Source organism: Streptomyces sp. NPDC058284 (genome assembly GCF_042881135.1).
In the GTDB taxonomy this organism is placed as follows: domain Bacteria; phylum Actinomycetota; class Actinomycetes; order Streptomycetales; family Streptomycetaceae; genus Streptomyces.
In genome coordinates this window covers 1-20,922 of record NZ_JBHVYE010000056.1, presented here as the reverse complement: position 1 = coordinate 20,922, position 20,922 = coordinate 1, and the positions used below count along the sequence as shown (strand labels likewise).

General features: G+C 73.6%; 19 protein-coding genes and 1 rRNA gene. 15 read left to right on the top strand and 5 right to left on the bottom strand.

The genetic code is table 11. The features are described from left to right. Positions 1 to 201: 201 nt before the first annotated feature. The 5 genes from rrf (at position 202) to ACFVYR_RS37505 (ending at position 4,277) form a co-directional block, all read left to right on the top strand. Positions 202 to 318 (top strand): 5S ribosomal RNA (gene rrf / locus ACFVYR_RS37525). A gap of 244 nt (positions 319 to 562) precedes the next feature. Next, positions 563 to 1,834, top strand: a complete 1,272-nt coding sequence (locus ACFVYR_RS37520) for a hypothetical protein (protein WP_389613939.1) — start codon at positions 563 to 565, stop codon at positions 1,832 to 1,834. Continuing rightward, positions 1,726 to 2,517 carry a hypothetical protein gene (locus tag ACFVYR_RS37515; protein WP_384263278.1) on the top strand — a complete coding sequence of 264 codons (792 nt, stop codon included), beginning with the start codon at positions 1,726 to 1,728 and terminating at the stop codon, positions 2,515 to 2,517. The genes ACFVYR_RS37520 and ACFVYR_RS37515 overlap by 109 nt, the downstream gene beginning before the upstream one ends. Before the next feature lie 204 nt (positions 2,518 to 2,721). Next, a complete protein-coding gene (locus ACFVYR_RS37510) occupies positions 2,722 to 3,129 on the top strand; it encodes a YciI family protein (protein ID WP_384263271.1) in 408 nt (135 codons plus the stop codon). A gap of 8 nt (positions 3,130 to 3,137) precedes the next feature. Continuing rightward, positions 3,138 to 4,277 (top strand): RNA polymerase sigma factor, encoded by a 1,140-nt coding sequence (locus ACFVYR_RS37505; RefSeq protein ID WP_384263276.1) that lies wholly within the window; start codon positions 3,138 to 3,140, stop codon positions 4,275 to 4,277. 22 nt (positions 4,278 to 4,299) lie between these two features. Here the strand turns inward: ACFVYR_RS37505 and ACFVYR_RS37500 are convergent, their stop codons facing one another. Then, complete coding sequence (locus ACFVYR_RS37500; RefSeq protein WP_384263268.1) at positions 4,300 to 5,583, bottom strand: DUF1015 family protein; 1,284 nt, start codon at positions 5,581 to 5,583, stop codon at positions 4,300 to 4,302. Between the two features lie 70 nt (positions 5,584 to 5,653). On the opposite strand from ACFVYR_RS37500, the gene ACFVYR_RS37495 reads away from it, so the two are divergent. The 4 genes from ACFVYR_RS37495 to ACFVYR_RS37480 all read left to right on the top strand — a co-directional run bounded on the left by ACFVYR_RS37495 (position 5,654) and on the right by ACFVYR_RS37480 (position 9,881). Further along, positions 5,654 to 6,706 carry an HAD hydrolase-like protein gene (locus ACFVYR_RS37495; RefSeq protein ID WP_384263266.1) on the top strand — a complete coding sequence of 351 codons (1,053 nt, stop codon included), beginning with the start codon at positions 5,654 to 5,656 and terminating at the stop codon, positions 6,704 to 6,706. Positions 6,707 to 6,964: 258 nt separating this feature from the next. Beyond that, complete coding sequence (locus ACFVYR_RS37490; RefSeq protein ID WP_384263264.1) at positions 6,965 to 8,008, top strand: FecCD family ABC transporter permease; 1,044 nt, start codon at positions 6,965 to 6,967, stop codon at positions 8,006 to 8,008. Next, positions 8,005 to 9,033, top strand: a complete 1,029-nt coding sequence (locus ACFVYR_RS37485; RefSeq protein ID WP_384263261.1) for a FecCD family ABC transporter permease — start codon at positions 8,005 to 8,007, stop codon at positions 9,031 to 9,033. The genes ACFVYR_RS37490 and ACFVYR_RS37485 overlap by 4 nt, the downstream gene beginning before the upstream one ends. Next, positions 9,030 to 9,881, top strand: coding sequence for an ABC transporter ATP-binding protein (locus tag ACFVYR_RS37480; protein WP_384263260.1), 852 nt, complete (start codon positions 9,030 to 9,032; stop codon positions 9,879 to 9,881). Before ACFVYR_RS37485 ends, ACFVYR_RS37480 begins: the two co-directional genes overlap by 4 nt. Here the strand turns inward: ACFVYR_RS37480 and ACFVYR_RS37475 are convergent. Continuing rightward, positions 9,865 to 10,212: an alkyl sulfatase C-terminal domain-containing protein gene (locus ACFVYR_RS37475; protein ID WP_384263257.1), complete on the bottom strand. Its 348-nt coding sequence runs from the start codon at positions 10,210 to 10,212 to the stop codon at positions 9,865 to 9,867. The two genes, ACFVYR_RS37480 and ACFVYR_RS37475, sit on opposite strands and share 17 nt — an antisense overlap. A gap of 42 nt (positions 10,213 to 10,254) precedes the next feature. Here ACFVYR_RS37475 and ACFVYR_RS37470 point away from each other — a divergent pair, with 42 nt between their 5' ends. The 3 genes from ACFVYR_RS37470 to ACFVYR_RS37460 are packed head-to-tail and all read left to right on the top strand — an operon-like array spanning position 10,255 to position 12,372. Further along, positions 10,255 to 10,605, top strand: coding sequence for a hypothetical protein (locus tag ACFVYR_RS37470; protein WP_384263255.1), 351 nt, complete (start codon positions 10,255 to 10,257; stop codon positions 10,603 to 10,605). Between the two features lie 7 nt (positions 10,606 to 10,612). Continuing rightward, positions 10,613 to 11,428, top strand: a complete 816-nt coding sequence (locus tag ACFVYR_RS37465; protein WP_384263252.1) for a TlyA family RNA methyltransferase — start codon at positions 10,613 to 10,615, stop codon at positions 11,426 to 11,428. A 5-nt stretch (positions 11,429 to 11,433) separates the two neighbouring features. After that, on the top strand, positions 11,434 to 12,372 hold the full coding sequence (locus ACFVYR_RS37460) for an NAD kinase (protein ID WP_384263273.1): 939 nt from the start codon (positions 11,434 to 11,436) through the stop codon (positions 12,370 to 12,372). A 122-nt stretch (positions 12,373 to 12,494) separates the two neighbouring features. Here ACFVYR_RS37460 and ACFVYR_RS37455 read toward each other — a convergent pair whose 3' ends face one another. Continuing rightward, positions 12,495 to 13,871, bottom strand: a complete 1,377-nt coding sequence (locus tag ACFVYR_RS37455) for an FtsX-like permease family protein (RefSeq protein WP_384263250.1) — start codon at positions 13,869 to 13,871, stop codon at positions 12,495 to 12,497. A gap of 211 nt (positions 13,872 to 14,082) precedes the next feature. On the opposite strand from ACFVYR_RS37455, the gene recN reads away from it, so the two are divergent. Together recN and ACFVYR_RS37445 are read left to right on the top strand one after the other, a co-directional pair. Beyond that, a complete protein-coding gene (gene recN, locus ACFVYR_RS37450) occupies positions 14,083 to 15,834 on the top strand; it encodes a DNA repair protein RecN (protein ID WP_384263247.1) in 1,752 nt (583 codons plus the stop codon). Positions 15,835 to 16,122: 288 nt separating this feature from the next. Continuing rightward, positions 16,123 to 17,259, top strand: a complete 1,137-nt coding sequence (locus ACFVYR_RS37445; protein ID WP_384263244.1) for a glycosyltransferase family 4 protein — start codon at positions 16,123 to 16,125, stop codon at positions 17,257 to 17,259. A 21-nt stretch (positions 17,260 to 17,280) separates the two neighbouring features. Here the strand turns inward: ACFVYR_RS37445 and ACFVYR_RS37440 are convergent, their stop codons facing one another. Continuing rightward, positions 17,281 to 18,924, bottom strand: a complete 1,644-nt coding sequence (locus ACFVYR_RS37440; protein ID WP_384263242.1) for a PucR family transcriptional regulator — start codon at positions 18,922 to 18,924, stop codon at positions 17,281 to 17,283. A gap of 119 nt (positions 18,925 to 19,043) precedes the next feature. After that, positions 19,044 to 19,916, bottom strand: a complete 873-nt coding sequence (locus tag ACFVYR_RS37435) for a helix-turn-helix domain-containing protein (protein WP_384263239.1) — start codon at positions 19,914 to 19,916, stop codon at positions 19,044 to 19,046. Between the two features lie 75 nt (positions 19,917 to 19,991). Between ACFVYR_RS37435 and ACFVYR_RS37430 the strand changes: the two genes are divergently transcribed. Then, on the top strand, positions 19,992 to 20,828 hold the full coding sequence (locus ACFVYR_RS37430) for an alpha/beta fold hydrolase (RefSeq protein ID WP_384263237.1): 837 nt from the start codon (positions 19,992 to 19,994) through the stop codon (positions 20,826 to 20,828). Positions 20,829 to 20,922: the final 94 nt, after the last annotated feature.

Genomic DNA, 20,922 nt, shown 5'->3' with positions numbered 1-20,922 from the left:
AGATCTGGAAGCCCGGTAACGGGTGGAGGTGACTGGTACTAATAGGCCGAGGGCTTGTCCTCAGTTGCTCGCGTCCACTGTGTTGGTTCTGAAACAACGAACAGTTGTGTCGGCTGAACAGCGTCACTATCCAAATTGAAAAGTGTGCTTGTTCGCTGCCCTGTTTGAGATCCTGCGTTTCCGTAGGATATTTCATAGGGTTTCGGTGGTCATAGCGTGAGGGAAACGCCCGGTTACATTCCGAACCCGGAAGCTAAGCCTCAAAGCGCCGATGGTACTGCAGGGGGGACCCTGTGGGAGAGTAGGACGCCGCCGAACAATTTTTGGAGGACCCTTGGTCCCAGCGTCCACGCTGGGACCAAGGGTCCTTTTTGTTTTTGCCGAAGCGCGCCGGCCTGCCGGCTGCGCGAGAATGACTGCGGTACCGAAGACTAGGAGTCACCCATGTCCCCCAACTCTCCCGACGAGCGTCCGGAGCGCGACCAGCGCAGCCGGGACGGTGGTGACCGGGGCGGATACCGCGGGGCTCCCCGCCGCGACGACCGCAACGACCGTGGTGACCGTGGCGGTTTCCGTCGCGACGACAACCGTGGCGGTGGCGGTGGCGGTGGTTTCCGGGGTCGTGACGACCGCCGGGACGACCGTCGTGACGGCGATCGGGACCGCGGTGGACGTCCGCCGTTCCGGCGCGATGATCGGCCCAGCGGGCCGCGTCGTGACGACCGGCGTGACGACCGTGACCGTGGTGGCTTCCGGCGCGACGATCGCTCCGGCGGCGGGGATCGCCCCGCTTTCCGCCGTGACGACCGCCGGGACGGTGACCGCCCCGGCTTCCGCCGTGACGGTGACCGGCCCACTTTCCGCCGTGATGACCGCCGGGATGACCGGCGTGACAACGACCGCGGTGACCGTGGCGGTTTCCGTCGCGACGACAACCGTGGTGGTGGCGGCGGCTTCCGGGGTCGTGACGACCGCCGTGATGACCGTCGTGACGGCGACCGTGGTGGATTCCGGCGTGATGACCGCTCCGGTGGCGGGGACCGCCCCGGCTTCCGCCGTGACGACCGTCGCGACAACGACCGCGGCGGTGACCGCGGCGGTGACCGCGGTGGTTTCCGTCGTGACGACAACCGTGGCGGTGGGGGCGGCGGTGGCTTCCGCGGCCGTGATGACCGTCGTGACGACCGGCGCGATGGCGATCGTGGTGGATTCCGGCGCGATGACCGGCCCAGCGGGCCGCGTCGTGACGACCGTCGTGACGACCGTGACCGTGGTGGCTTCCGGCGCGACGATCGCTCCGGTGGCGGGGACCGCCCCGCTTTCCGCCGTGACGACCGCCGTGACGGCGACCGCCCCGGCTTCCGTCGCGATGACCGACGTGACGACCGGCCTGGCAACGACCGCGGCGGCGACCGCGGCGGCTTCCGCCGTGACGACCGTCGCGACGACCGGCGTGATGACCGTCGTGACAACGACCGCGGCGGTGACCGCGGTGGTTTCCGTCGCGACGACAATCGTGGCGGCAGTGGCGGCGGGTTCCGTGGCCGCGACGACCGGGGTCGGGGCGACGACCGTGATCGTGGGCCGCGCCGTGACGACCGGGGCGGCCGTCCCGGCGGGTTCCGTGGGCGCGACGACCGGCGTGACGACCGTCGCGACGGCGACCGCGGCGGCTTCCGGGGCGGGCGCGACGACCGCGACCGCGACCGCGAGCCCATCAAGCGGCTGCCGATCCCGGACGACGTCACGGGGTACGAGATCGACAAGGACGTACAGCAGGAGCTGCAGAGTCTCCCCAAGGGGCTCGCTGAGGACGTCGCCAGGAACCTGGTGATGGTTGCCAACCTCCTCGACGAGGACCCGGAGCAGGCCTACGCCTACGCGCGGATCGCCCTGCGGCTGGCCTCCAGGGTCGCCGCCGTGCGTGAGGCCGCGGGCTTCGCCGCGTACGCGAACCAGAAGTACAGCGAGGCGCTCGCCGAGTTCCGCGCCGCGCGGCGCATGACAGGCAGCGTCGAGCTGTGGCCCGTCATGGCGGACTGCGAGCGCGGCCTCGGCCGGCCCGAGAAGGCCCTGGAGATGGCAGGCGCTCCCGAGGTGCACAAGCTCGACAAGGCGGGGCAGGTTGAGATGCGGCTCGTCGCCGCCGGGGCGCGCCGCGACATGGACCAGATCGACGCCGCCATCGTCACCCTGCAGAGCCCCGAGCTGGCGTCGAACTCCGTGCAGCCCTGGACGGCGCGGCTGCGGTACGCGTACGCCGACGCGCTGCTGTCGGCCGGTCGCGAGGACGAGGCGCGCGAGTGGTTCGCGAAGGTCGTCGAGTCCGACAAGGACGGCAGCACCGACGCCTCCGACCGGCTCGCCGAGCTGGACGGCGTCGAGTTCGTCGACGCCCTGGCGGAGGACGAGGAGCGGGAAGAGGAGCGGGAAGAGGAGCGGGACGAGGACGCCGCGCGTGGCGAGAGCGCGGAGGACTCCGCGGAGCCGGTCCGCCGGGATGCCGACGAGGACTGACCCCCTGCCTGCGAACCGACCTCCTGCTTGAGAAGTGAAAGGGCGGGCCCCCATGGGGGCCCGCCCTTTTTGCGTCTTCGTCCGGTGGCTCGTGACGTCGTTCGGTCGGAAAAAGTTCGTGGGCGATGTCGAGAATCCGTGATCGGCTCCGTCCCCGTGGTGAACGCGACCAGAATGGGTCGTACCGCGAAGAGGAGAATCACGATGGCCAAGTACCTGCTGCTCAAGCACTACCGTGGCGCCCCGGCTCCGGCCAACTGCGTGCCGATGGACCAGTGGACGCCGGAGGAGATCACGGCGCATGTGAAGTACATGCAGGACTTCGGGGCCCGCCTCGAGAAGACCGGCGAGTTCGTCGACGCCCAGGCGCTGGCTCCCGAGGGGATGTGGGTCCGGTACGACGGCGAGGGGCGCGCCCCGGTCACCGACGGACCGTTCGCCGAGACCAAGGACCTCATCGCCGGGTGGATGGTCATCGACGTCGACACCTACGAGCGCGCCGTGGAGCTGGCCGGGGAGCTGTCCGCCGCTCCCGGCGCGGGTGGTGAGCCGATCCACGAGTGGCTGGAGCTGCGGCCGTTCCTGACCGAGCCGCCCACCATCACGGAGTGAGCACACCGATGAACGAGGCTCTGCTCCGGAGCCTCACACCGAGCGTGCTCGGCATCCTCGTCCGCCGCGGAGCAGACTTCGCGGCGGCGGAGGACGCCGTGCAGGAGGCGCTGGTCGAGGCGGTCCGCGGCTGGCCGGCCGAGCAGCCGCGCGACCCCAAGGGCTGGCTGATCACCGTGGCCTGGCGCAAGTTCCTCGACGCGACCCGGGCCGACACCGCCCGCCGCCGGCGCGAGGACCTGGTGGACGAGGAGCCGGCGCCCGGGCCCGCGCCCGCCGTCGACGACACGCTCCAGCTCTACTTCCTGTGCGCCCACCCCTCGCTGACGCCGTCGTCAGCGGTCGCGCTCACGTTGCGGGCCGTGGGAGGTCTGACCACCAAACAGATCGCCCAGGCCTACCTGGTGCCCGAGGCGACCATGGCGCAGCGCATCAGCCGGGCCAAGCGCACCGTCTCCGCCGTACGGTTCGACAAGCCCGGTGACGTCGCGACCGTGCTGCGTGTCCTCTATCTCGTCTTCAACGAGGGGTACTCCGGCGATGTCGACCTCGCCGCCGAGGCCATCCGGCTGACCCGGCAGCTGACGGCCGTGATCGACCGTCCCGAGGTGGCGGGGCTGCTCGCCCTGATGCTGCTCCACCACGCCCGGCGCGCCGCGCGGACCGCGCAGGACGGCAGCCTGGTGCCGCTGGCCGAGCAGGACCGCGGCCGGTGGGACACCGGGATGATCGCCGAGGGGGTCGCGGTCCTGCAGGCGGCCCTCGCGCGGGACCGGCTGGGTGAGTTCCAGGCCCAGGCCGCCGTCGCGGCGCTGCACGCCGACGCGCCCGCCGCCGAGGAGACGGACTGGGTGCAGATCGTCGAGTGGTACGACGAGCTCGCGCGGCTCACCGACAGTCCGGTCGTCCGGCTCAACCGCGCGGTCGCCGTCGGCGAGGCCGACGGGCCGCGGGCCGGTCTGGCCGCGCTCGCCGAGCTGGACGGCTCACTGCCCCGCTACTCCGCGGTGGCGGCGTACCTCCACGAGCGCGACGGCGACCCGGTGACGGCGGCACGGCTGTACGTGGAGGCGGCCCGGCGGGCGACCAACCTCGCCGAGCGCGACCACCTGACGCGTCAGGCCGCCCGGCTCAACACCCGCGAATGACACAGGCTCTTGACACAGGCTCTCAACACGTGAGGTCCCGCAGGACCAGGCCGCTGGCCGGCTTCGGGCCGAAAGAGGTCGACTTGCGGGGCATCGTGACGCCCTGCCGGGCGAGGTCCCGGACGACCTCCTCGCGGACCGGGTGCATCAGGACCGCCGTACCGCCGTCGCGTTCCGCCTTCTCGACCGTCGCCGCGGTGTCGTGGATGTACGCGATGTGTTCCGGGGTGTCGGGGGTCCGCCACATGTGGTCGAGGAGGGTGGCGTGCAGGACCGTCGCGTCGAGGGTGCGCCAGGCCTCGGGGAGGTCGCCCGGGATCGTACGGGCGAGGAGGTCGGGGGAGGGGCGGTCGACGAGGTGGAAGGCGCCGTCACCCGCGAGGACGAAGGCGTTGCCCTCGGCGGCGGCCTCGGCCAGGGCTTGGAGGGCGCGGTCGAGGGGGCCGTCGACGGTTCGTATGCGGAAGGAGTCGCCGAGGGCGCGCAGCGCGTCGGACACCGGCAGCCGGTGGAGGTAGCGGTGGATGGCGCGTACGCGCAGGGGGTAGCGGGCGGTGTCCACCAGGAGGACGAGGCCGAAGTCCCAGGCGCTCGGTGAGGGGTGCTCGCCGCGCAGCCGCAGGTTGGTCGCCCAGCGGTGGTGGCCGTCGGCGATCAGCGCCTGGTGGCGGGAGAGGTCCGACTGGATCTCGGCGATCTCCGCGGGATCCGTCACGGACCACAGGCGGTGGTGGAAGCCGTCCTCCGTGGTCGTGGAGAAGAGGGGCTCGCGCCGGGCGGTGCGTTCGACGGCGGCCGTCGCGCCCCTGGGGCCTCCGTCGCCGTTGCTGCGGTACGTCAGGAGGAGCGGTTCGAGGTTGGCGGAGGTGGCCCGCATGAGGGCCGCGCGGTCCTCGACGACGTGGGGCATGACGCCCTCGTGGGGGAGGACGACGCCGTCCGCGGCGTCGGAGAGGCGCAGCGCTCCGATCACGCCGCGCTGCAGGATGTCGTCGTCCCGCTGCTCGTAGACGTACAGGCTGGGCTCGGTGTCGGGGGCGAGGATGCCTTCGGCGAGCCAGGTGTGGAGGGTCTCGGCGGCCTGCTTGTTGCGGGCGGCCGGAGTGGTGGCCTGCGGCAGGATCAGCCGGACGATGTTGTGCGGGTCGGCGGATTCCAGGTGCAGCAGGCCGTCCGGACGTACGACCACGTCGTACGGGGGAGAGGTCACGGCGGCGAGACTGCCGACCCGTTCGGGGACATAGCGCACGCCCCGGAACGGGACCAGGTCGAGGCCGCTGGCATCGGTGTGACCCGCTGTGTTCATTAGGGCATCGTATGTGTGTCAGTGGCATGAGCGATGATCGGGGGAGAGATCGAGCGAGGAGCGATGTGCAATGAGCCAGACCGCGGACCGAAGCGCCGGCCGGAACGTCAGGACGCGGCCCGCGGGCAGCGGGCGGGCGCTGAGCGAGGTCTATGACACGGCTCTGCTCGACCTGGACGGGGTGGTGTACACGGGCGGTCAGGCCATCGCGCACGCGGTCGATTCGCTGGGCACGGCACGCGACGGCGGCATGCACCTCGCGTACGTCACGAACAACGCGCTGCGCACGCCGGACGCGGTGGCGGAGCATCTGACGGAGCTGGGCATCGCGACGGACGGCTCGGACGTCATCACGTCGGCGCAGGCGGTGGCCCGCCTGGTGAGTGAGCAGGTGCCGCGGGGCGCCCGGGTGCTGGTGATCGGCGGTGAGGGGCTGCGGGTCGCGCTGCGCGAGCGGGGCCTCGAACCGGTCGACTCGGCCGACGACGACCCGGTGGCGGTCGCGCAGGGGTACGGGGGCCCGGACCTGGCGTGGGGGCGGTTCGCGGAGGCGTGTTACGCGATCGCGCGCGGAGTGCCGTGGTTCGCGTCGAACACGGACCTGACGATCCCGAGCGCGCGCGGCATCGCGCCGGGCAACGGCGCGGCCGTGGAGGTCGTCCGGATCGCGACGGGCGCGGAGCCGCGGGTGGCGGGCAAGCCGCTGCCGCCCATGCACCGGGAGACGATCCTGCGGACGGGCGCGAAGAAGCCGCTGGTGGTGGGAGATCGCCTGGACACGGACATCGAGGGGGCGTTCAACGGCGAGGTGGACTCGCTGCTCGTGCTGACCGGCGTCACGGACGGCGCGCAGCTGCTCGCCGCCCGGCCCGAGCACCGGCCTACGTATGTGGCCGCGGACCTGCGGGGGATGCTCACGGGGCAGCCCGAAGTGGCCGAGGAGGAGGGCGGCTTCGGCTGCGGCGGGTGGACCGCGTCGGTGCGGGACGGGGCGCTGGCGCTGGACGGCGACGGCGATCCCCTGGACGGGCTCCGGGCGCTGTGCGCGGCGGCCTGGACGGAGGCGGGGGACGGCGTGTGCGAGCTGGACTCGGAGAAGGTGCTGGGGCGGCTGGGGGTTTGAGGCGGGTCTCGGCGGGGCGTGGGTTGTGGTAGCGGACGTGTTCGGGGCCACCGTGAAGTCGATACCGGGGAAGGGAGCGCCCGTCAAGGAAGGGGTTCTTGGCGGGCGCGGCTAGGGGGGAGGGTTGCGGTGGGCGCGGCGTCGGGAGCCCGTGTCACCAGGGATATGGCGCAGGGCCTCGGGCCTCCTCGCCGCTGTCGGGCATGGGCGGTGCTTCTCTCGTCCAAGTCCAGTGCGAGGGTAGGCTAACCTAACCAGGTGTTGGTCGACAGTCCCCCAGAACCGCGCGCGGAGGCCGCCCCCGCGCCCCCGAAACGCCGCGCGATACGCAGCGCCGGGTTGCTCGTCTCGGTGGCCGTCCTGCTGCTCGTGTTCTTCGCGAGCATCGCGGTCGGCGCCAAATCGATGTCCATGGGCGAGGTCTGGCACGGGCTGTTCCAGGACACCGGAACGTACGGGGACGTCGTCGTCGGCGAGCGCCTCGCCCGCAGCCTGCTCGGACTGCTCGCCGGGGTCGCCCTCGGCCTCTCCGGCGCCGTGCTCCAGGCGCTCACCCGCAACCCACTGGCCGACCCCGGGCTCCTCGGCATCAACCTCGGCGCGTCCGCCGCGGTCGTCAGCGCGATCAGCTTCTTCGGCGTCACCTCACTGAGCGGCTACGTGTGGTTCGCCTTCACCGGCGCCATGCTCGTCGGCGTCCTGCTCTACGTCATCGGCGGCGCGCGCGGCGCGACACCGGTACGCCTGGCGCTCGCCGGCACCGCGATCAGCGCGGCGCTCTACGGCTATCTGCAGGCCGTCATGATCATGGACGGTGCCGCGCTCAACAAGATGCGCTTCTGGACGGTCGGTTCGCTGGCCTCCGCCAACATGGACACCATCAAGCAGGTGCTGCCCTTCCTCGCGATCGGCACCGTGCTCGCCCTCTCCCTGGCCAGGCCGCTCAACGCCATGGCCATGGGCGACGACACCGCCCGCGCGCTCGGCGCCCACCTCAACCGCACCCGCGCGCTCTCCATGGCCGCGGCGACCCTGCTGTGCGGGGCGGCGACCGCCGCCTGCGGACCCATCGTGTTCGTCGGCCTCATGGTGCCGCACATCGTGCGGTCCTTCACCGGCCCCGACATGCGCTGGATCCTGCCGTACGCGGCCGTCCTCTCGCCGGTGCTGCTGCTCGGCGCGGACGTCGTCGGGCGCGTCGTGGCCCGGCCCGCGGAGCTCCAGGTGGGCATCGTGACCGCGGTCATCGGCGCCCCCGTCTTCGTCCATCTCGTACGCAGGCGGAAGGTGGCCCAGCTGTGAGGGCGCTGCGCACCCGGGGCGGCCTCTCCGTCCGGCTCGACCTCCGTACGACGGTGGTCGTCGCCCTGCTCGCCGTCGCCGCGCTCGTCGCGAGCGTCGTCCTGATCGGCACCGGCGACTTCGACATCCCGGCCGCCGACGTCATCCGCACCCTGCTCGGCGAAGGCAACGCCGGGCAGGAGTTCATCATCAACGACCTGCGGCTGCCGCGGGTCCTGGTCGGGCTCCTGGTGGGCGCGGCCCTCGGTCTCGGGGGCGCGCTCTTCCAGTCCATCGCCCGCAACCCGCTGGGCAGCCCGGACGTGCTCGGCCTCGGCCAGGGGGCGACCGCGGGGGCGCTCACCATGATCGTCGTGTTCCAGGGCAGCGCGGTCCAGGTCGCGGGCGGCGCGCTCGTCGGCGGACTCGTCACCGGCCTCGCCATCTACCTGCTCGCCTGGAAGCGCGGCGTGCACGGCTACCGGCTCGTCCTGGTCGGCATCGGCGTCTCCGCGTTCATCACGGCGATCAACGGCTATCTGCTCACCAAGGCCGACTTCGTCGACGCCGCCCGCTCCGTGGTGTGGATGACCGGCTCCCTCAACGGCCGCGACTGGGACCAGGTCTGGCCGCTGCTCGTGCTCTGCGCCGTCCTCGTACCGCTCGTGCTCGTGTACGGACGGCCGTTGCGGATGCTGGAGATGGGCGACGACACGGCGGCCGGGCTCGGCGTACCCGTCGAACGCACCCGCTTCGTCCTGCTGACGGCCTCCGTGCTGCTCACCGCGGCCGCCACCGCCGCCGCGGGCCCCGTCAGCTTCGTCGCGCTCACCGCGCCGCAGCTGGCGCGCCGCCTCACACGCTCGCCGGGGCCGAACCTGATGCCCGCGATGTTCATGGGCGCCACGCTCCTGATCGTCGCGGACTGGGCCTCGCAGCGGGCCTTCGGCGCGGACCAGCTGCCCGTCGGCGTCGTCACCGGCGTGTTCGGCGGCGGCTATCTCCTGTGGCTGCTCGTCACCCAGCGCAAGGCCGGACGGATATGACCAAGAACGACCTCCAGGACCAGGAGCGTGCTGCTGTGAACCGGCTCGTCGCCGACGACGTCACCCTCGGCTATGACCAGCGCGTCATCGCGGAGAAGCTCTCCGTCGAGATCCCCGACAACTCCTTCACCGTGATCGTCGGTCCGAACGCGTGCGGCAAGTCCACGCTGCTCCGGGCGCTGTCCCGGATGCTCAAGCCGTCCGCGGGACGCGTGCTGCTCGACGGGAACGTCATCCAGTCGATGCCGGCGAAGAAGGTGGCCAGGACGCTGGGCCTGCTGCCGCAGTCGTCGATCGCGCCCGACGGCATCACGGTCGGCGACCTGGTCGCCCGCGGCCGCTACCCCCACCAGGGCCTCCTGCGGCAGTGGTCCGAGGAGGACGAGCGGATCGTCGACGAGTCCATGGCGTCGACCGGCGTGCGCGAACTCGCCGAGCGCTATGTCGACGAGCTCTCCGGAGGCCAGCGCCAGCGCGTCTGGATCGCCATGGCGCTCGCCCAGCAGACGCCGCTGCTCCTCCTCGACGAACCGACGACGTTCCTCGACATCCAGCACCAGCTCGACGTCCTCGACCTCTGCGCCGAACTCCACGAGGAGCAGGGCCGCACGCTCGTCGCCGTCCTGCACGACCTGAACCACGCCGCCCGCTACGCCACGCACCTCATCGCCCTGCGCGAGGGCGCGGTGCTCGCCGAGGGCGCGCCGTCCGACATCGTCACGGCGGAGCTGGTGAAGGAGACCTTCGGCATCGACTGCCGGATCGTCGAGGATCCCGAGAGCGGGACACCCCTGGTGATCCCGGCGGCCCGCGCGGGGCGCCGGAGCCTCGCTAGAGCAGCGATCTGAGCTTGAGCAGGTCGCGGAAGCCCGCCTCCAGCTTGACGCGGCCCGAGGCCCACGCCTTGGCGAAGGCGAGCTCGCCCGCCACCAGCGCCACCAGGTCGTCGCCGGTCATCGCGAGACGGATCTCCGCCTTCTCGCGCGGCGGGCCCGGATGGCTGCCGAGCACCGTGATCCGGCCGTTCTCGAGACGGCCGGTGAAGGTGGTGTCGAGATCGGTGATGCGGCAGCTCAGCGAGCGGTTCAGGGCAGCGGCCCCGCGCACCTCGCCGTCGGCCGACGCGAGACTGTCGCTGAGTCTGTCGAGTGCCGTGCGGCACTCCGCCATGGTCGCCATCGTGATCGACCGTACCCCAGGCCTTCGCGGTAGCGTCGTGCCATGAGCGACTCATACGCGGGCCCCGCACACCAGGGACCCGAGGCGGGGGAAGCGGCGCGGCCGGAGCCCCGGGTCCCGGACGAGCCGTCGTACGACCCCGCCGCGCCTGCGCCCCTCGGCGTGGAGCGCACCCCCACCGGCAACGCCGGGGTGGACGCCGCACTCGCCCGGCTCGGCGACGCCGACCACCTCGCCACGGACGGCCACATCGAGGTGTACGAGGATGTACACCGGGGCCTGCGCGACGCGCTGACCGCGCTCGACGCGCGCCCCGGCCCGCCGGCACCCACCGGCGCGCCGTCATCCTCGTACGACAGGAACGACTCGTACGACAGGAACGACAGGAGCTGAACCGAACGTGGCAGGAGTGGCACGACGCCGCCTCGACGCCGAGCTCGTCCGCAGGGAGCTCGCGCGCTCGCGTGAGCACGCGAGCCAGCTGATCGCCGCAGGCCGGGTCTCGGTCGGCAGGACCGTCGCGACCAAGGCGGCGACCCAGGTCGAGACGGCCGCCGCGATCGTCGTCTCGCAGGACGACAGCGATCCCGGCTACGTCTCGCGCGGCGGGCACAAGCTCGCGGGCGCCCTCGCCGCCTTCGGGCCGCGGGGCCTGGTCGTCGAGGGGCGGCGCGCGCTGGACGCGGGCGCGTCCACCGGCGGCTTCACCGATGTGCTGCTGCGCGCCGGTGTCGCGCACGTCGTCGCCGTCGACGTCGGATACGGCCAGCTCGCGTGGTCGCTGCAGAGCGACGACCGGGTCACCGTGAAGGACCGCACGAACGTACGCGAGTTGACGCTTAAGGACATCGACGGCATCCCCGTCGACGTGGTCGTCGGAGACCTGTCCTTCATCCCGCTCGGCCTGGTGCTGCCCGCCCTCGTGCGGTGCGCGGCGCCCGACGCGGACCTCGTCCTCATGGTCAAGCCGCAGTTCGAGGTCGGCAAGGAGCGGCTCGGCAGCGGCGGTGTGGTGCGCAGCGCCGAACTGCGCGCCGACGCCGTGCGCGGGGTGGCACGGCAGGCGTGGGGGCTCGGCCTCGGGGTGCGCGCGGTGACCGCGAGCCCGCTGCCGGGACCCTCCGGGAACGTCGAGTACTTTCTGTGGCTGCGCGCCGGGGCCGATGAGCTGGACCCGGCGGACGTCGACCGTGCCGTGGCGGAGGGGCCCCGTTGAAGCGGATCAGTGAGACCCAGGTCAGAGGGACCGAGACCGGGGGGACCGAGCCCGGGACGCGTACCGTCTTCCTGCTCGCGCACACCGGGCGCCCCGCGGCCATCCGCAGCGCCGAACTCGTCGTCCAGGGGCTGCTGCGCAACGGCATCGGCGTGCGGGTCCTGGACGCGGAGGCGGTGGATCTTCCGCTGCCTCCCGAGGTCCAGACGGTCAAGGAGGCGACGGCCGACTGCATCGACGACTGCGAGCTGATCGTCGTCCTCGGCGGCGACGGGACGCTGCTGCGCGGCGCCGAGTTCGCGCGGGCCTCCGGGGTGCCGATGCTCGGCGTCAACCTCGGGCGCGTGGGCTTCCTCGCGGAGGCCGAGCGGGACGACCTCGACAAGGTCGTCGACCGGGTGGTCACCAGGACGTACGAGGTCGAGGAGCGCATGACGATCGACGTCGTCGTGCGGCGCAACGGCGATGTCCTGCACCGGGACTGGGCCATGAACGAGGCGGCCGTGCAGAAGGTGTCGCCCGAGCGGATGCTCGAGGTCGTCCTGGAGATCGACGGGCGGCCCGTCACCGGCTTCGGCTGCGACGGCATCGTCTGCGCCACACCGACCGGTTCGACGGCGTACGCGTTCTCGGCGGGCGGGCCCGTGGTGTGGCCGGAGGTGGAGGCGCTGCTCATGGTGCCGATCAGCGCCCACGCCCTGTTCGCCAAGCCGCTGGTGACGTCGCCGGACTCGGTGCTCGCCGTCGAGGTCCAGCCGCACACGCCGCACGGGGTGCTGTGGTGCGACGGGCGGCGGACCGTGGAACTGCCTTCGGGCGCGCGGGTCGAGGTGCGCAGGGGCGAGGTGCCGGTGCGGCTGGCGCGGCTGCACCACGCGTCGTTCACCGATCGGCTCGTCGCCAAGTTCGCGCTGCCGGTCTCGGGGTGGCGGGGGGCACCGTAGCGCTCCGATGGGTGGGGCGGTTCTGGGGGTGTGGGCCGGGTTGTGCGGGGCGGGTCGTCGAGGGCCGGGCGCGCAGTTCCCCGCGCCCCTGAGGGCCTGTCCCTGAACCTCGTCCCCGGCTTCTACGTCGAGCTGACCACGGAGATCGCCCGCCTTCGTGCGGCCGCGCGTACCGGGAGGCCCGTCGCCAGCAGGGTGAGGAGCAGGGTGCCCGCCACGATGCCGGCCGGTACGGGCCACGGCAGGTACGGCAGTGCGCTGCCGAAGGCGGTCTTGAGGATCGGCGCCAGGGTGCCCACCGCGATCGCGGCGCCGAGCAGCAGCGCGGTCCCCGCGACGACCACCGCCTCCCAGGCCGCCATGGCCCCCACCTGGCCCCGCCCGCTGCCCACCACCCGCAGCAGCGCCACGTCGCGGCGGCGCTCGAACGAGATCATGGCGAGGGTGTTCGCCGCGGCGATGGCGGCGAAGCCCGCGTACAGGCCCGTGCCCACGTAGTCGAGCCAGACCTCGCCCGCGCTGCCCGCCGAGCCGGTGCGGTGCTGGGCCGTCGTGTGCATGCCGATCTTGGTGAGGCCGAAGCCCACGACGAGGGCGAGGGGGACGACCGCGGCGGAGAAGCGGCGCGGCTGGGAGCGGATGTTGAGCATGGCAAGCCGCGCGCTCGGGCCGAACCGGCCCACCGCCGCGGAGACCAGCCAGGCGGCGGGGCCGATGAGGCGGGGCCCGAGGAGCCCCGTCCCCGCGCAGAACAGGATGAGGACGAGGAACGCGCCCTCGCCCGCCTCGTCCGCGGGCTGCCGGGACAGGATGACGGAGACCGCGCACGCTCCCGCCACGGCGAGCACACCCAGCGGTGCCCGCAGGACGCCGAGGCCGCGCCGGCCCGTCGCCGCCTCGCTCAGGGCGCGGGCCGGGCGCAGCAGGGAGAACCGCAGGGCGGAGAGCAGCGCGGCCAGTGTCGTCGTCACCACGGCCACGCCGACGCAGACGGGCAGCGCGAGCCAGCTGAAGCGGAAGGTGGCCTCGGCGGGCAGCAGCCCGTGCTCGACCATGCCGGCGTGCCACCAGCGGGCACCGAAGCCGCCGAGCACGAAACCGGCGAGCGCGGCGGGGACCGAAGCGGCGAGGGCCTGGACGGCCACCGCTCGGCGGATCTGGCGGGGCCTGGCGCCGATGGAGCGGACCATCGCGAGTTCACGGTGCTGCTGCGCGACGGCCGTGCCCATCGTCGAGACGACCACGAATATCGACATGTAGATCGAACCGATCAGGAGGACGACCGCCATGTCGCCCACGCCGTTCTCCGTGATCCGCTCGCGCGCGGCGGCGGAGAGTCCGCCGGTGGGGGTGGGGAGGTCGTCGCGGTGGGTGCTCGTCGTGCCGAGCATCATCGTCGACGCGCTCACCACGGTCGACGCGAAGAGCGCGGCCACCGCCGTGCCCACGAACGCCGGGCGGTGCGCGCGCAATGCCGCCTGTGCCAGTCCTGTCGCCATGTCGATCATGGTCGTGCCGGGGGCGGGACGACGGCCATGCGGCGAGCCGGTGAATCTTGCTGGGGACAACCCCACCTCGTCTCCCCCGGCCGTGCCCGGGACGACCGCCGTCCCCTCGGAGAGTGACAACCGATCCTCGGCGTCCGTCGCCAACCTGCGCCTTCGTGCACCGATACAGGGGCGACGTCGCGGGGCACCGGGGAAACCTCGTATGGTCAGGTGCGTGTTGGAGGAGATGCGGATACGGTCGCTCGGAGTCATCGACGACGCTGTCGTCGAGCTCTCGCCGGGCTTCACCGCCGTGACGGGTGAGACCGGTGCGGGCAAGACGATGGTGGTCACCAGCCTTGGCCTGCTGCTCGGCGGGCGCGCGGACCCCGCCCTGGTGCGGATCGGCGCCAAGTCGGCGGTGGTGGAGGGGCGCGTCGCCGTGCCCCCCGGCGCCGCGGCGGTCCTGCGGGCGGAGGAGGCCGGGGCCGAACTGGACGACGGGGCGCTGCTCATCAGCCGTACCGTCTCCGCGGAAGGGCGCTCGCGGGCGCACCTCGGCGGGCGGTCGGTGCCGGTGGGGCTGCTCTCCGAACTCGCCGACGACCTGGTCGCCGTGCACGGCCAGACCGACCAGCAGGGCCTGCTCAAGCCGGCCCGCCAGCGCGCCGCCCTCGACCGGTACGCGGGCGACGCGGTCTCCGTGCCGCTCGCCAAGTACACCGCCGCGTACCGCAGGCTGCGGGCCGTCACCACCGAGGTCGAGGAGATCACCACCCGCGCGCGCGAGCGTGCCCAGGAGGCGGACCTGCTGCGGTTCGGCCTCGACGAGATCGCGGGCGTCGAGCCGCGCCCCGGCGAGGACACGGAGCTCGCGGCCGAGGCCGAGCGGCTCGGTCACGCCGAGGCGCTCGCCTCCGCCGCCACGTCCGCGCACGCCGCGCTCGCGGGCAACCCCGAGGACCCGGAGGGCATCGACGCCACCGCCCTGGTGGCGGGCGCCTCCCGGGCCCTGGAAGCCGTCCGGTCCCACGACCCCGCCCTCTCCGGCCTCGCCGACCGGCTCGGCGAGATCGGGATCCTCCTCGGCGACGTGGCGGGCGAGCTCGCCGGGTACGCCGACGACCTGGACGCCGATCCGCTGCGGCTCGCCGTGGTCGAGGAGCGCAGGGCCGCGCTGACGCAGCTCACCCGCAAGTACGGCGCGGACATCGACGCCGTACTCGCCTGGGCCGAGGAGGGCGCCGCGCGGCTCACCGAACTGGAGGGTGACGACGACCGGCTGGAGGAGCTGACCGCCGAGCGGGACGCACTGCGTGCCGAGCTCGCCGGGCTCGCGGGAGCGCTGACCGACGCCCGGCACGAGGCGGCGTCGCGGTTCGCCGCGGCCGTCACCGAGGAACTGGCCTCGCTGGCGATGCCCCACGCGCGCGTGTCGATCGCCATCAGCTGCACGGAGGTTCCCGCGGGCAGCGACGGCGTGGAGGTGGGCGGCCGCACCGTCGCGTACGGTCCCGCGGGCGTCGACGAGGTCGAGCTGCTCCTCGCTCCGCACCCGGGCGCGCCGGCCCGGCCCATCGCCAAGGGCGCGTCGGGCGGTGAGCTGTCCCGCGTGATGCTCGCCGTCGAGGTGGTCTTCGCGGGTACGGACCCGGTGCCCACGTACCTCTTCGACGAGGTCGACGCGGGCGTCGGCGGCAAGGCGGCGGTGGAAATCGGCCGCCGCCTCGCACGCCTCGCCAAGTCGGCGCAGGTCGTGGTCGTCACGCACCTCCCGCAGGTCGCGGCCTTCGCCGACCGCCAGCTGCTGGTCGAGAAGACGAACGACGGGATGGTGACGCGCTCCGGCGTCCAGGTCCTGGAGGGCGAGGACCGGGTACGGGAGCTGTCGCGGATGCTGGCGGGGCAGGAGGACTCGGAGACCGCGCGGGCGCATGCGGAGGAGTTGCTGGCGACGGCCCGGGGGGATGCCTGAGGGTTCGTGGGCGGCTGTGCTCGGGCGGGGTTCTGTGCGGGTCCGTCGGGGCCGGGGCGCCTGTTGTTCGTAGCGCACCTGGTCCCTGCTCCCGCCGTACGTGGCGGGGCAAACGGGTCCGCCGCAATCACCCACGTGGGTGATCTCCGCCCCCGTCCCGCCCGGCCATTCGCGGAAGTGACCTTTCGGCAGTGCCGGAACGCCCCTGCCGACTGGCATCCTTGGCGCAGCATCTGCCCGATTACCAGTCCGAGCAGTCACCGACGCAGACCCAGGAGCCCCGGCCGCGTGAGCCACGTGAGCAGCCACTCGCCGCACGGACAGACGCCGCTGCACACCGTTCAAGTCCTCGGAGGCGGCAGCGCGGGCAGCAGCGCGCACGTCAGATCGCTGGCCGCCGGTCTCGCCGCCCGGGGCGTGCGCGTCACCGTCTGCGCCCCCGACGAGGCTGCTCGCGCCTACGACTTCGCCGGTACCGGCGCCCGGCACGTCTCCGTGCCCCGCAGCGGCGACCCCGCCTCCGTGGCCGCCCTCCGCGCGGCTTGCGCCGACGCCGACCTCGTACACGCGCACGGGCTGCACGCCGCCCTGCGCGCCACCGTCGCCCTGACCGGACGCCACACCCCGCTCGTCGTCACCTGGCACACCCGCGCGCAGGCGAAGGGCGCCCGGGCCCACGTACTGCGCCTGCTCGAGCGGCGCGTCGCCCGGGCGGCGGCCGTGGTCCTCGGCACCTCGTCCGACCTCGTCGACCGGGCCCGCGGCAGGGGCGCGCGCGACGCCCGCCTCGCGGCCGTCGCCCTGCCCGCGCCGCGCCGCCCCGAGGGCGCCGACGAGCCCGACTGCCTCCTGCACAAGGCGCGGGCCGAAGTCGGCGCCGTGGACCGGCCGTTGATCCTCGCCGTCGGCGCACTGGAGCATGATCGCGGCTACGGCGTGCTCCTGGACGCCACCCGCACCTGGCGGCACCTGGACCCGCAGCCGCTCCTCGTCGTCGCGGGGGAGGGGCCCGAACGGGCCGCCCTGCAGCGCCGTATCGAGGACGAGCAGCTGCCGGCCCGGCTCATCGGGCGGCGCGAGGACGTTCCCGACCTGCTCGCGGCGGCCGATCTCGCCGTGCTGCCCAGCAGTTGGGAGTCCCGCTCCCTGCTCGCCCAGGAGGCGCTGCACGCGCGCGTGCCGCTCGTGGCGACGGCGGTGGGCGGCATCCCCGAACTGGTCGGCGACGCGGCCGAACTCGTTCCGTACGGTGACGCGCAGACCCTCGCCACCGCCGTCGTACGCCTCCTCGCCGACCCCGTCCGCCGGGCCGAGCTCGCGGCGAAGGGCGCCGCCCAGGCCGCCACCTGGCCGACCGAGGACGACACGGTCACCCAAGTCCTCAGCGTCTACGACGAGTTGACCATGCCCCTGCCGTACGCCTGAGACCCTGTCCTTCCGCTCCGGTTACGCCACGTGCCTGCGTGCCCGCAGCGCCAGGCTCAGCGCGAGGACCGTCTGCGGGTCGTCGAGATCGGTGCCGAGGAGCTCACTGATCCGGGCGAGGCGGTTGTAGAGGGTCTGGCGGTTGAGGTGGAGCTCGCGCGCGGTCTCCGCCTTGCGGCCCGCGTGCGCCAGGTACGTCTGGAGGGTGGGCAGGAGCGGCGGTTTGGAGCGCTCGTCGTGGGCGCGCAGCGGGCCGATCGCGCGGTCCACGAACGCCGCGAGGACCCCGTCCTCGTCATGGCGGTGCAGCCGCCAGAGCAGCAGGTCGATGTCGAGCCGCCGCGCGTCGTACCAGGGGCGGTCGGAGAGTCCCTGCGCGGCCGTCGCCGTCTCCGCCGCGTGCCGCAGGCCCGCCGACGCCGCGGCCCAGCCGCCCGCGACGCCCACCACCACGACCGGCGGCTGCGCCCCGGGCCGCCGCATCCCGGCCCGCTCGACCCCGGCCCGCAGCGCGGCGGCGACGCGGTCGGCCACCGCGGTCCGCTCGGTCTCCGAGCGCAGGCCCAGGAGGAGGGGCACGCGACCCTCGACGGGACGTACGCCGAGGAGGGCGGGCACTCCCACCGACGCCAGCTCCTCCGCGACCGCCCGCGCGAGCACCGCCCAGCCGCCGCCGGCCGGCAGCCCGTCCGCGATCCGCATCACGACCGGCAGGAGCGGGCTGTCGGCGGGGGCCGGCTTGAAGCCGAGGACCCGGGCCTGCGCGGGCGCGTCCTCGGCGGTGATCCGGCCCTCCGCGAGGTCGGTCAGGAAGTCGCCGCGGCCGCGCGCCGCTAGCTCCTCCTCCTGGCGGGCCTGCATCAGGACGACCGCGAGGCTGCCCGCCGCCCGCTCCGCGGCGATCCGGTGCACCGGCAGCGGCGCCGACTCCACGGCGAGCAGTACGAGCCGGGCCCGCACCGAGCCCGCCCCCGGGCCGCCGCCCGGCACGTCGACGAGGACCGCGCTCGCGGGCGGGCCCTCCCGGTCGCCGGGCCGTCCGCGCAGCCCCTCCCACACCTGGAGCGGGTCCGCGCACTCGGTGCCCGCCCCGGCGGCGTACAGGAGCTGCCCGTCCGCCGTCTCCAGGAACACCGGGTTGCCGCTGAACTCCGCGAGGATCGCGAGGACCTGCGGAATGCCGCCCCCGCCGAGCAGCGCCTCCGTGCAGCGCCTGTGCACCTCCTCGGCCTGCTGCAGCAGCGCGTAGTGGCCGTTGACGATCTCGGTGTGCACCTCTTCGGTGACCGTGACGAACGGCACCTCGCGGTGCAGCTGCACCAGCGGGAGCCCGGCGCTCCGCGCCGTCTCCACGATCGCCGCAGGTAGGCGGCCGAAGCGCGGACCCAGCTCGACGACGAGGGCGGCGATGCCCCGCTCGGCCAGTTTGCGTACGAAGGCGCGCTGGTCGGCCGGGCGGGTGCCGAGGCCGAGGCCCGTGGTGAGGAGGAGCTCGCCGCCTTTGAGCAGCGAGGCGATGTTGGGCACCTCGCCCGCGTGCACCCACCGCACCGTCCGCTGCAGCCGCTCCGCGCCCGCGACGACCTCGGGGAGCCCGCCGCGCAACCCGGGGAGTTCCAGTGCGCGCTGCACGGTGATGCCGCCCTGAGTGCCCTGACTGTCCATGGCGCGGACGCTACCGGGGCGCACGGGAGGGGAACATCCCGGCCGGCGCGGTGGCCCCGCCCGAGGTCCCGACCGCCCGGTAACTCTTCGCCTCGGCGCGGCACTTGCCCGCCCCGCCGTCAGCTGTGGCGTACCCCACACGTGCGAGGGGCGGTCGGCCACGCGCGGTCGTCCACGGTCAGGAAGGGTTCGCCGGCCACGGCGGCCGGGGTCGCGCCGGTGAAGACCGCGACGTCCCGGTGCAGATGCGACTGGTCGCAGTACCCGGTGTCCGCCGCGACCCCGGCCGGCCCCGCCCCGGCGACCAGGCGGTGGACGGCGTGGTCGAAGCGGACCAGCTTCGCGGCCTGCTTGGGCGGCATGCCGAGGTGCTCCCGGAACCGGGACCACAGGCGCTTGCGGCTCCAGCCGAGGTCGTCCGCCAGTCGCTCCACCCGTACGAGACCCCCGCTGTCGACGATGCGCCGCCAGGCCCAGGCCACCGCCGGATCCACCGGAGCCCGGCCCCCCCACCGGCGGGCGAGCTCGGCCTCGGTGTACGCGAAGCGCTCCTCCCAGGAGCCGAGGCCGGAGAGGCGCTCGCACACCTCCGCCGCCCGGCGGCCCCACACGTCGTCGAGGGAGACCACGGCCCCGTCGAGCTCGGCCGGGGACACGCCGAGGATCGCGCCCGCGGCCGGAGGCGAGAGCCGCACCTGTACGCAGGCGATGTCCTCGCCCCACGCCCGTACGCCCCCGCCGGTACCGAAACCGGGCCCTGCGACGAGGCTGCCCCGGTGCCGTCGCCCGGCACCGTCGTCCACGGCGGGCCGGCCCGGACCGAACTCGATGACCAGCATCACGGCCGGGTGCGGAACGATCCGCAGACCTCCGGCGAGCGGGCCGGACACCCGGAACCCCGCCATGTCGACACCGGCCACCCCGACACTCCGCCGCGGACGCGCGACGTCCCACGCGGCGGGATCAGCACGCCTGTGCGTGGTGAGCCCCATCGCTCCAGGCTACGCGGGCGGCGCGGGGAACATTCGTCCAATCCGGCGACGAGCCGCGGGGGAGACAGTCGCTCCATGACCACCTCCGGGAAACACCCGCGAAGCAACGGCGAAGTCATCCACGAGGAGGCCCTCCTGCCCCTGGAACACGGCGACCTGCACGTGCGTCAGGACGGCCCGCGCGAGGCCCCCGTCCTCCTGCTCCTGCACGGCTCCGCCACCACCAGCACGTCGTGGAACGCCCTGGTCCCCCTGCTGGCCCACGCCCACCGCGTCATCCGGGCCGACCTGCCGGGCCACGGCCGCTCGGCCGAACCCGTGGGCCGCGGCTACGACACCACCGGCCTCGGCCGGACCCTCGGCGCGGCCCTGGACCGGCTCGGCGTCCGGCACGCCACCGTCGTCGGCCACTCCAGCGGGGGCTACGCCGCCACCGCGCTGGCCGAGCAACGGCCCGACCTCGTGAGCGCCCTCGTCCTCATCAACACCGGCCCCTCTCCGCACGCCTACATCGCACCGCAGACGGCCGCCTTCGACCCCGCTCACTGGCCGCCGACCGACGAGCAGATCCGGCACTTCGCGAGCGGCGGCTTCCGCGCCGGGTTCGAGGTACCCCAGGAGCTCGTCGACGAACTGCGGGAGAGCCGGATCCAGGCGGTCACCGCGGCCATGCGGGCGTCCACCGCGTACCTGGGTGAACGGGCGCTCCCCGAGCGGCTCGCCGCCCTCGGCAAGCCGCTGCGGGTGATCTTCGGCGACCAGGACCGTCGCTGGCGCCCCGCGTCCGCGGCCGACTACCGCGCCGTCCCCGGCGCCTGCGTCACGATGCTGCCCGGCGCCGGGCACACCCCCATCCTGGAGGAGCCGTCCCGTACCGCCGCCCTCATCCTCTCCTTCACCGACGCCACGTAAGAGCCTGTGTCATATCCCCGGCCGGGTGGTCGCCGTCTGGCACGCACGCTCGCCGCGTTGCCGAAAAGCCCTAGTAGCTCCTCCCCCAGGCCTG

Excerpts from the sequence above, each read along its gene's own strand:
- ACFVYR_RS37495 (WP_384263266.1), top strand. The coding sequence starts at position 5,654 with ATGAGCCAGACCGCGGACCGAAGCGCCGGCCGGAACGTCAGGACGCGG.
- recN (WP_384263247.1), top strand. The coding sequence starts at position 14,083 with ATGGTCAGGTGCGTGTTGGAGGAGATGCGGATACGGTCGCTCGGAGTC.
- ACFVYR_RS37505 (WP_384263276.1), top strand. The coding sequence starts at position 3,138 with ATGAACGAGGCTCTGCTCCGGAGCCTCACACCGAGCGTGCTCGGCATC.
- ACFVYR_RS37430 (WP_384263237.1), top strand. The coding sequence starts at position 19,992 with ATGACCACCTCCGGGAAACACCCGCGAAGCAACGGCGAAGTCATCCAC.
- ACFVYR_RS37470 (WP_384263255.1), top strand. The coding sequence starts at position 10,255 with ATGAGCGACTCATACGCGGGCCCCGCACACCAGGGACCCGAGGCGGGG.
- ACFVYR_RS37500 (WP_384263268.1), bottom strand. The coding sequence starts at position 5,583 with ATGAACACAGCGGGTCACACCGATGCCAGCGGCCTCGACCTGGTCCCG.
- ACFVYR_RS37475 (WP_384263257.1), bottom strand. The coding sequence starts at position 10,212 with ATGGCGACCATGGCGGAGTGCCGCACGGCACTCGACAGACTCAGCGAC.
- ACFVYR_RS37510 (WP_384263271.1), top strand. The coding sequence starts at position 2,722 with ATGGCCAAGTACCTGCTGCTCAAGCACTACCGTGGCGCCCCGGCTCCG.
- ACFVYR_RS37440 (WP_384263242.1), bottom strand. The coding sequence starts at position 18,924 with ATGGACAGTCAGGGCACTCAGGGCGGCATCACCGTGCAGCGCGCACTG.
- ACFVYR_RS37480 (WP_384263260.1), top strand. The coding sequence starts at position 9,030 with ATGACCAAGAACGACCTCCAGGACCAGGAGCGTGCTGCTGTGAACCGG.
- ACFVYR_RS37455 (WP_384263250.1), bottom strand. The coding sequence starts at position 13,871 with ATGGCGACAGGACTGGCACAGGCGGCATTGCGCGCGCACCGCCCGGCG.
- ACFVYR_RS37435 (WP_384263239.1), bottom strand. The coding sequence starts at position 19,916 with ATGGGGCTCACCACGCACAGGCGTGCTGATCCCGCCGCGTGGGACGTC.